8 protein-coding genes and 1 pseudogene are annotated in these 9,184 nt (G+C 73.3%); 7 read left to right on the top strand and 2 right to left on the bottom strand.

The features are described 5' to 3' along the window. Positions 1-1,429: pseudogene (locus tag MCBG_RS08355) on the bottom strand (GAF domain-containing protein); the annotation flags it as partial. A gap of 53 nt (positions 1,430-1,482) precedes the next feature. Beyond that, positions 1,483-2,265: a 3-hydroxybutyrate dehydrogenase gene (locus MCBG_RS08350; protein WP_030502539.1), complete on the bottom strand. Its 783-nt coding sequence runs from the start codon at positions 2,263-2,265 to the stop codon at positions 1,483-1,485. Positions 2,266-2,450: 185 nt separating this feature from the next. On the opposite strand from MCBG_RS08350, the gene ruvC reads away from it, so the two are divergent. From ruvC to MCBG_RS08315, 7 genes are all read left to right on the top strand, one after another. Next, positions 2,451-2,975: a crossover junction endodeoxyribonuclease RuvC gene (ruvC, locus tag MCBG_RS08345; protein WP_043324979.1), complete on the top strand. Its 525-nt coding sequence runs from the start codon at positions 2,451-2,453 to the stop codon at positions 2,973-2,975. Further along, positions 2,972-3,574: a Holliday junction branch migration protein RuvA gene (gene ruvA / locus MCBG_RS08340; protein ID WP_043324978.1), complete on the top strand. Its 603-nt coding sequence runs from the start codon at positions 2,972-2,974 to the stop codon at positions 3,572-3,574. The genes ruvC and ruvA overlap by 4 nt, the downstream gene beginning before the upstream one ends. Continuing rightward, entirely contained in the window at positions 3,571-4,635 is a 1,065-nt protein-coding gene (gene ruvB, locus MCBG_RS08335) for a Holliday junction branch migration DNA helicase RuvB (RefSeq protein ID WP_043324977.1), read from the top strand. Before ruvA ends, ruvB begins: the two co-directional genes overlap by 4 nt. A gap of 140 nt (positions 4,636-4,775) precedes the next feature. Next, the gene (gene yajC, locus MCBG_RS08330; RefSeq protein ID WP_036343450.1) at positions 4,776-5,120 is read left to right on the top strand and encodes a preprotein translocase subunit YajC; all 345 of its coding nucleotides are present in this window, start codon (positions 4,776-4,778) and stop codon (positions 5,118-5,120) included. Between the two features lie 223 nt (positions 5,121-5,343). After that, a complete protein-coding gene (gene secD / locus MCBG_RS08325) occupies positions 5,344-7,245 on the top strand; it encodes a protein translocase subunit SecD (protein ID WP_181373716.1) in 1,902 nt (633 codons plus the stop codon). 1 nt (position 7,246) lies between these two features. Then, positions 7,247-8,440 carry a protein translocase subunit SecF gene (secF, locus tag MCBG_RS08320; protein ID WP_043324975.1) on the top strand — a complete coding sequence of 398 codons (1,194 nt, stop codon included), beginning with the start codon at positions 7,247-7,249 and terminating at the stop codon, positions 8,438-8,440. 98 nt (positions 8,441-8,538) lie between these two features. Beyond that, on the top strand, positions 8,539-9,105 hold the full coding sequence (locus MCBG_RS08315) for an adenine phosphoribosyltransferase (protein ID WP_043324974.1): 567 nt from the start codon (positions 8,539-8,541) through the stop codon (positions 9,103-9,105). The last annotated feature ends 79 nt before the right edge of the window (positions 9,106-9,184 follow it).

Genomic DNA, 9,184 nt, shown 5'->3' with positions numbered 1-9,184 from the left:
GGCCGCCCGGTCACCCGCGACAGGTCCCGGGCCCACCGCCCGGGCCGCGCCGCCCCGCGTCCCGGCCCGGCAGCATCAGCACCACCCGCCCGTCGCGCGCCGCCGCCAGGCCGCCCCGGTTCGAGGCGTACGTGGTGGCCCAGGACAGCACCCGCTGCCGGGCCGAGCCGGTCTCGGCGAACGCGTCGTCGCCGACCGCCACCAGCACGTGCGGCGCGTCCAGGTCCACCCCGATGCGGCGGGCCCGCGCGCGCAGCGCGTCCGCGTCGCGCAGCGGCCGGGCGATCAGGTCGTCCAGCAGCTCGCCGCGCACGCGCCCCTCCGCCTCGGCCACCGTGCGGCGGAACAGCAGCAGCAACGCGGTCACCAGCGCGGCCCGCTCCAGGATGCGCTGGTCGGCGTCGACCAGCTCGTCGTCCGGGCGCAGCACCAGCGCGCCCAGGTTCTCCGCGCCGGCCACCACCGCGGCGTACCAGAGCGGACCCCGGCGCACGCTGCGCCCCTCGGTACGCGACGCGGCGACCGCCTCCACGATGTCCGCCCGGTCCGGCTCCTCGATCTCGCCGACCCGGGCCAGCCGCCGGCCCTCGGAGTCCAGCGCCAACAGCGCGCCGCCGAGAACCTCGGTGACCGCCGCGGCCACGTCCTCCATCCCGCCGCCGCGCACCACCAGCGCGGTCATCCGGTCGTGCGCGGCGGCGGCACGCTCCACCGAGCTGCTGTGCGCCCGGATCGTGCTGTTCGCCGCCGACAGCTCGGCCAGCGCCGCCCGCGTCTCGGCCAGCAGCCGCGCGGTGTCGATCGCCACCGCCGCGTGCGCCGCCAGCGACACCAGCAGCGACACCTCCTCGCGGGCGAACGGCCGGGCCGAGCGGTTCGCCGCGTACAGCACGCCGATCACGCTGGAGCCCAGCCGCAGCGGCACGCCCAGGATGGCCACCAGGCCCTCCTCGCCCACCCCGCCGTCGATCTCGCCGGTGTGCCGGAACCGCTCGTCCTCCTGGTAGTTCGAGGTGACGTACGGCGTGCCGGTCTGCGCCACCAGGCCGCCCAGGCCGTCGCCCAGCTCCAGCCGCAGCCGCTGGAACCGGGCCGAGATCGAGCCGTCGGTCACCCGCATGTACGTGTCGCCGCGCTCCTCGTCGTTGAGCGTCATGTACGCCACGTCGGTGCCGAGCAGGATCCGCGCCCGGTGCACGATCGCGTGCAGCACGTCGTCCAGGTCGCGCAGCCCGGCCAGGTCGCTCGCGGTGTCGTAGAGGCCGGACAGCTCGGTCTCCCGGCGCCGCCGCCGGGCCAGCAGCGCCCGTACCCGCAGCGCCACCACCTTCGCCTGCTCCAGCTCGGCCAGCCGGTCGGCGGGCAGCCCGGCGGCGCGCGCGGCCACCAGCGGACCCTCGAACTCGACCGCGGCGGCCTCGCGCGCCAGCAACTCCAGGAACTCGACCGGCGACGACATGACCGACATTGTGCGCGGCGCCACTAGTTCGCCGTCCAGCCCCCGTCGAGGGCGATCGAGGCGCCGGTGAGGAACGCGGCCGGCGGGGAGCACAGGTACGCCAGCAGCTCGGCCACCTCCTCCGGCTCGATCAGCCGCTTGATCGCCGCCCGGGCCAGCATGATCTTCTCGACCACCTCGTCCTCGCCGATGCCGTGCGTGGCCGCCTGGTCGGCGATCTGGCTCTCCACCAGCGCGGTCCGCACGTACGCCGGGTTGATGCAGTTGGCGGTGACGCCGTGCGCGGCGCCCTCCAGCGCGACCACCTTGGACAGGCCCTCCAGCGCGTGCTTGGCCGAGACGTACGCGGCCTTGAACGGCGAGGCGCGCAGCCCGTGCACCGAGGAGATGTTGACGATCCGGCCCCAGCCGTTCGCGTACATCCGGGGCAGCGCCCGGCGCACCAGCAGGAACGGCGCCTCGACCATCACCCGCTGGATGTACTCGAAGCGCTCGACCGGGAAGTCCTGCACCGGCGAGACGTGCTGCAGGCCGGCGTTGTTGACCACGATGTCGGCGTCGACGTCGAGGCGGTCCACCGCCGCCGGGTCGGCGAGGTCGATCCCGACCGCCCGGCCACCGGCCTCGGCGGCCACCGCCCCGGCCGCCGCCTCGTCGCGGTCCAGCACCACCACTGTCGCGCCGGCCGCTGCCAGGCGCAGGGCGCAGGCGCGTCCGATGCCGCTGCCGCCGCCGGTGACCAGCGCGGTACGGCCGGTCAGGTCGACGTGTACGACGTGGGGGACCACCACGGGTTCTGCCGTCATGGCGCATGAACGTACGAGCCGGGTGCCCCCTGGCACATGGGGCGGCGACACATACTCCACCGCCCGGGTGTGTGGTGCGCCGCGTCACCGGCCGCGCCCGGCGTGTCCCGGCCGAACCCGCCGTCGGCGGGCACCAGTAGGGTGTGTCGAACACACGTACTGCTGGCGGCTCGGGGAGAGGCGGCGTGCGCGTGCTGGGCGTCGACCCGGGGCTGACCCGGTGCGGGGTCGGCGTGTCGAGGGCGTGCCGGGCCGCCCCTGCACGCTCGTGGCCTACTACGTGGTTAACCGACCCGGCCGACGACCTGCCGCTGCGCCTGCTGCACCTGGACCGCTCGCTCACCGACCTGGTCGCCGAGCACCGCCCGGACGCGGTCGCCGTGGAGCGCGTGTTCAGCCAGCACAACGTCCGCACCGTGATGGGCACCGCGCAGGCCAGCGGCGTCGCGGTGCTCGCCGGGGCCCGGGCCGGGCTGCCGGTGACGACGTACACGCCGAGCGAGGTGAAGGCGGCGGTGACCGGCTCCGGCCAGGCCGACAAGGCGCAGATGACGGCGATGGTCACCCGGCTGCTGCGGCTGCCCGAGCCGCCGAAACCGGCCGACGCCGCCGACGCCCTGGCGCTGGCCATCTGTCACGTGTGGCGCGGCGGCACCCGGTCCAAGCTGGCCGAGGCCGCGCAGCGGGCCCGACGAGGAGGGACGCGATGATCGCGAGCGTACGCGGCACGGTGACCGCCACCGGCCCGGATCACGCGGTGGTGGAGGTGGGCGGCATCGGCCTGGCCGTGCAGTGCGCCCCCGGCACGATCGCCGAGCTGCGCGTGGGCCAGCCGGCCCGACTGGCGACCAGCCTGGTCGTCCGGGAGGACTCGCTCACCCTCTACGGCTTCGCCGACGACGACGCCAAGCAGCTGTTCGAGCTGCTCCAGACCGCCAGCGGGGTCGGTCCCCGGCTGGCCCAGGCGGTGCTCGCCGTGCACACGCCGGATGCGGTCCGCAAGGCCATCGCCAACGCCGACACCGCGGCGCTGACCCGGGTGCCGGGCATCGGCAAGAAGGGCGCCGAGCGGCTGGTGCTGGAGCTGCGCGACCGGATCGGCCCGGTGCCGGTGGGCGCCGACGGCGCGGCCGGGGTGACCGCCGGCGCCTGGCCGGAGCAGGTCCGCCAGGCCCTCGTCGGGCTGGGCTGGACGGCCGCCCAGGCCGAGCAGGCGGTGGCCGCGGTGGCGGAGACCGTGGACGGTGAGACGCCGCCGGTGCCGGTCCTGCTCAAGCAGGCGATCCGCCTCCTGGGCCGGACCCGATGAGCGGGGAGAACCTGGTCTCGGCGTACGTCGACGACGCCGAGCGGGACGCGGAGGCGAGCGTCCGGCCGAAGCGGCTGGCCGAGTTCATCGCCCAGGACCGCGTCCGGGACCAGCTCGACCTGCTGCTGCAGGGCGCGATGCGGCGTGGCTCGCCGCCGGACCACATCCTGCTGTCCGGTCCGCCCGGCCTGGGCAAGACCAGCCTGGCCAACATCGTCGCCGCCGAGCTGGGCGCGGGGATCCGGGTGACCAGCGGCCCGGCCATCGAGCGCTCCGGCGACCTGGCCGCGATCCTGACCAGCCTCGCCGAGGGCGACGTGCTGTTCATCGACGAGATCCACCGGATCGCCAAGCCGGCCGAGGAACTGCTCTACAGCGCCATGGAGGACTTCCGCGTCGACGTGGTGGTCGGCAAGGGCCCGGGCGCGACGGCCATCCCACTCGACGTGGAGCCGTTCACGCTGGTCGGCGCCACCACCCGGTCCGGCCTGCTGACCGGGCCGATGCGCGACCGCTTCGGCTTCGTCGCGCACCTCGACTTCTACGCCCCGGCCGACCTGGAGACGCTGCTGCACCGGTCGGCCCGGATCCTCGGCGTGCCGATCACCGCTGACGGCGCGGCCGAGATCGCTGGCCGGTCCCGCGGCACCCCGCGTATCGCCAACCGGCTGCTGCGCCGGGTGCGCGACTACGCCGAGGTGCGGGCCGAGGGGGTGGTCACGCTGGAGACCGCCCGGGCGGCGCTGACCGTCTACGACGTGGACGCGCTGGGCCTGGACCGGCTCGACCGGGCGGTGCTCACCGCGCTCGTCGACTCGTTCCGGGGCGGCCCGGTGGGCCTGTCCACGCTGGCGGTCGCGGTGGGGGAGCAGCCGGACACGGTCGAGGAGGTCTGCGAGCCGTTCCTGGTGCGGGCCGGCCTGCTGGCGCGTACGCCGCGCGGGCGGGTGGCGACGGAGGCCGCTTGGCGGCATCTGGGTCGCAACCCGCCGAATGGTACATTTGGTGCGGATACCTCTTCGGGGCCCGATCTCTTCTCGGTGCAGACCGACCAGCCGTGATCCGTTCGTGATCTGTGCCGCATTCGGTCTTCTCAGGAGCAGGGACTAGACTTCGCCGCGGTTTGTACAGGACGTGAGAATCCGCTTCCGCTGCGGCGCCCTCCGGCGCCGGGACGGAGGCCAACCGGAAGGTCTACACCGTGCTTTACGCAGCAGCGAGTGGCGGGGGAGCCGGCGGTCTGACGCCGATCCTGATGATCGCTCTGCTCTTCGTCGTCATGTACTTCATGATGATCCGACCGCAGCAGAAGCGCCGCCGCGAGGCCGAGCAGATGCAGTCCGCCCTGGCCCCGGGCGACGAGGTGGTCACCATCGGCGGCCTGCACGGCACTGTCACCGCGGTCGAGGACGAGACCGTCCTGCTGGAGGTGGCCCCGGGGGTGCAGACCCGGTACGCCCGCCCCGCCGTGGCCCGCGTGATCAAGCGCGCCGAGGCGCCGGCCGCCGAGACGATCAGCGAGGAAGCCGAGCCGGTCAAGGAGTGACTGCCGCCCCGGACGGGGCAGCGGAATCATCGGTACAAGTGGATAGTTGGGGTCGGCGCCCGGCGCCGGCACCCGGCCAGGCCGTGCGGCGCCCCCGCGCCGTGCCCCGGTCGGCGTGCCGTCGGCCGGTGCCGATCCGCCGGAGCAGTCGGGCGGACACCCCCGGCCCGACAGTTGTCGCCGCCGCGGAAGCGGCGCGACCGTACAGGGAGACAGGACAGCCGTGGCACCACCTCAGGGACAGATGCGGCCCGGACGGCAGCTCGCCGTGCTCGGGCTCATCTTCGTCGTCCTCTATCTTTTGGTGTTCTTCTCGGGCGGCGCCAGCGGTGGCTGGAAGGACCGGCTGGAGCCCCGGCTCGGCCTGGACCTCGTCGGCGGCACCCGGCTGACGCTCGAGGCCACAAACACCGTGGACGGCAAGCCGCCGACCGCCGGCAACCTCGAGGAGGCGCGCCAGATCATCGAGAGCCGGGTCAACGCCTACGGCGTGGCCGAGGCCGAGGTGGTCACCGAGGGCAACCGCAACATCGTCATCTCCCTGCCCGGCCAGAACCGGGACCTGACCGACGTGGGCAGCGCCGCCGAGCTGCGCTTCCGCAAGGTCCTCAAGGCCACCGACGGCAGCGGCGCCGCCGCCGCGCCCGCGCCGACCCCGAGCGTCGCTCCGTCCGGTACCGCCAGCCCGGCGCCGTCGGGCAGCGCGTCGCCGCAGGCGACCACGAGCCCCAAGGTCAGCGGGTCGCCGAGCGCCGGCGGACAGGGCGGCATGGCCCCGAACCCGAGCGCCAGCGCCTCGGCCACCCCGTCGGCCTCGCCGAGCGCCGCGTCCCCCAGCGCCAGCGCCGAGCCGGTGCCGCAGAGCATCGAGCAGCAGCGCAAGGCCGTCGAGCAGAAGGTCGGCGCGGCCGCCTGGGCCGCCGCCTCGGGCCTGCAGGCTCCGGCCGACCTCACCACCGACCCGACGCTCGCCGACAAGCTCAAGCCGTTCGGCACGCTCACTCCGCAGGAGGTCGCGGTCCTGCCGGTCGAGATGCAGTTCAACGTCCCGACCATCACCTGCGCCCAGCTCGACAAGCGCCCGGCCGCCTCGATCAAGGACGAGAAGCAGAAGGCGGTCGCCTGCGAGTCCGGCGCGAAATACCTCCTCGACGTGGCGAAGGTGCTCGGCACCGACGTCAAGAACGCCTCCGCCCAGCTCGACCAGACCAGCTCCTGGGTGGTCAGCCTCAACTTCACCGGCAAGGGCCAGGAGAAGTGGACCGCGCTGACCCGCGAGGCGTTCAACAACGAGGGCCAGGCCTGCGACCAGACCGCGCTCGGCCAGGACGGCAAGTGCCGGGTCGCCGTGGTCCTGGACAACGAGATCGTCTCGTCCCCGGAGATCCAGGGCGTGCTGACCGGTGACTCGCAGATCACCGGCAGCTTCGACAACAAGACCGCGAACGCGCTCGCCAGCCAGCTCCGCTACGGCGCGCTGCCGGTCACGTTCGAGCCGCAGGAGCAGCAGAACGTCACCGCCACGCTCGGCGACAGCCACCTCAAGGCGGGTCTGCTGGCCGCCGGCATCGGCATGCTGCTGGTCATCATCTACTCGTTCTTCTACTACCGGCTGCTCGGCTCGGTCATCTTCCTGAGCCTGGTGCTCTCCGCGCTGCTGGTCTTCGGCGCGCTCGTGGTGCTCGGCCGTTCGATCGGCTTCACGCTCACGCTCGCCGGCATCGCCGGCATGATCGTCTCACTGGGCGTCGCGGCGGACTCGTTCGTCATCTACTTCGAACGATTGAAAGACGAGATCCGGGAGGGCCGCAGCCCACGCAGCGCGGTGCCGCGCGCCTGGATCCGGGCCCGCCGGACGATCATCTCGGCGAACGCGATCACGCTGATGTCGGCGGTGGTGCTCTACATCGTGTCGGTCGGCGCGGTGAAGGGCTTCGCCTTCGCGCTCGGCCTGGCGACAGTGCTCGACCTGGTCGTCGTGTTCCTCTTCCGCCACCCGATCATGACGATGTTCGCCCGCACCCGGGCGTTCCTGTCGCCGCGGGTCAGCGGTCTGGGCCGGGCTCTGCCGGCCCGGTCGGCCGAGTCGGGCACCGCCCGCAACCCGCGTGTCAAGGAGGCCTGAGATGGCTAAGAACGGTCTGGCCGCCCGGCTCTACCGGGGCGAGGCGGATCTCAACATCGTCGGCCGCCGCAACCTGTGGTTCGGCGTGGCGGGCGTCCTCGTCCTGATCGCGGTGCTCAGCTTCGCGATCAGCGGCTTCAAGCTCGGCATCGAGTTCGCCGGCGGCAACACGTTCCAGGTGCCGGCCAGCGTCGGCACGCTGGACCGGGCCGAGCAGACCGTCGACGAGGTGCTGGCCGACGAGGCGCCCGGCGTCGAGGTGGTGAGCGCGCAGAAGGTCGGCAGCACCAGCGGCGAGTTCTACGAGATGCGCACCGGGCAGCTCAGCGCCGAGCAGGCCAACGCGGCCAAGGCCGCGATGGCGGAGGAGTTCGGCATCCAGGCCGACCAGATCAGCGGCAGCCAGGTCTCCGAGGCGTGGGGCAGCCAGGTCACCTCCCGTGCCTTCCTCGGTCTGCTGATCTTCATCGCGGTGGTGTCGATCTACCTGGTGCTGCGCTTCGAGTGGCGGATGGCGGTCGCGGCGATCACCTCGCTGCTGACCAACCTGGTCCTCACCGCCGGCATCTACTCGCTGGTCGGCTTCGAGGTCACCCCGTCGACGATCATCGGCTTCCTCACGATCCTGGGCTTCGCGCTCTACGACGTGGTGGTGGTCTTCGACAAGGTGCAGGAGAACACACGCGGCATCACCGCGAACAACAACGTCACCTACGGCGAGGCGTCCAACCTGGCGCTCAACCAGAGCCTCATGCGGTCGCTGAACACCTCGGTGGTGGCGCTGCTGCCGGTCGGCGGCCTGCTCTTCATCGGCGCCGGCCTGCTCGGCGCGGGCACGCTGAAGGACCTCGGCCTGGTGCTGTTCGTCGGTATGGCGGTGGCGTTCCTGACCTCGATCGTGCTGGCCACCCCGCTGTTGGTGCTGCTGAAGAACATGGACCCGCGGATCAGCGCGCACAACAAGCGGGTGCTGTCCCGCCGGGCCGCGCTGGCCCGGGGCGAGATCACGCCGAAGGGCGCCTCGCGCGCCGCCCCGGCTGCCGACGCCGACGCGCCGATCGACCCGGAGGCCGCCGCGCTCGCCGGCGCCGCCCCCAAGGTCGGCGCCCGCCCGGCCGGCAAGCGTCCCAGCGGCGCCCGCGGCGGCCGACCCGCCGGGGGTGGCGGCAACCGGCCCGGCGGCAAGCGCCGCTGAACCACGGGCCCGGACGTAGTCGCGACGACGGCGTCCGTCATGCTGATGTCACGGCATGACGGACGCCGTCGTCGTTTCGAGAGGACATGGGACGCACTGTGACGGAGACCCACACCACGGGCGTACGCGGAGACAGCGGCCCGGAGGTCGCCCAGCTCGTCGCCAGCCGGTTGCTGGACGTGCCGGACTTCCCCAAGCCGGGTGTCGTGTTCAAGGATCTGATGCCGCTGTTCGCCGACGGTACGGCGTTCCGTGAGGTGATCGACGGCATCATCGCGTACCACGGGCGCGACTCGTTCGACGCCGTCGCCGGCATCGAGGCGCGTGGGTTCGTGCTCGCCGCGGCCGTCGCGTACGCCACCGGGGTCGGCGTGGTGCCGGTGCGCAAGGCCGGCAAGCTGCCCCGGGCGACGCACTCCGCCTCCTACGCGCTGGAGTACGGCGAGGCGACGCTGGAGGTGCACCAGGACGCCTTCACCGCCGGCCACCGCGTGCTGGTGCTCGACGACGTGCTCGCCACCGGCGGCACCGCCGAGGCGACGCTGGACCTGGTGGAGCGGGCCGGTGGCACGGTGACCGGGTTCACCGTGCTGCTGGAGCTGGGCTTCCTGGAAGGCCGCAAGCGGCTCGCGCCGCGTCCGGTCCACGCCCTGTTGACCGTTTGACCCGGCCCCGGCCGTCGGGCCGGTCGGCGCCGACCGTCCGGGGGAGCGGTGGCGTACCCTGCGTACGGGTAGCATTGCG

The organism is Micromonospora sp. M42, assembly GCF_000568915.1.
Taxonomy (GTDB): Bacteria; Actinomycetota; Actinomycetes; order Mycobacteriales; family Micromonosporaceae; genus Micromonospora; species Micromonospora chalcea.
The sequence above is the reverse complement of the archived record's forward strand: the minus strand, read 5'-3'. Positions and strand labels throughout refer to the sequence as shown.

Excerpts from the sequence above, each read along its gene's own strand:
- MCBG_RS08350 (WP_030502539.1), bottom strand. The coding sequence starts at position 2,265 with ATGACGGCAGAACCCGTGGTGGTCCCCCACGTCGTACACGTCGACCTG.
- ruvA (WP_043324978.1), top strand. The coding sequence starts at position 2,972 with ATGATCGCGAGCGTACGCGGCACGGTGACCGCCACCGGCCCGGATCAC.
- ruvB (WP_043324977.1), top strand. The coding sequence starts at position 3,571 with ATGAGCGGGGAGAACCTGGTCTCGGCGTACGTCGACGACGCCGAGCGG.
- secF (WP_043324975.1), top strand. The coding sequence starts at position 7,247 with ATGGCTAAGAACGGTCTGGCCGCCCGGCTCTACCGGGGCGAGGCGGAT.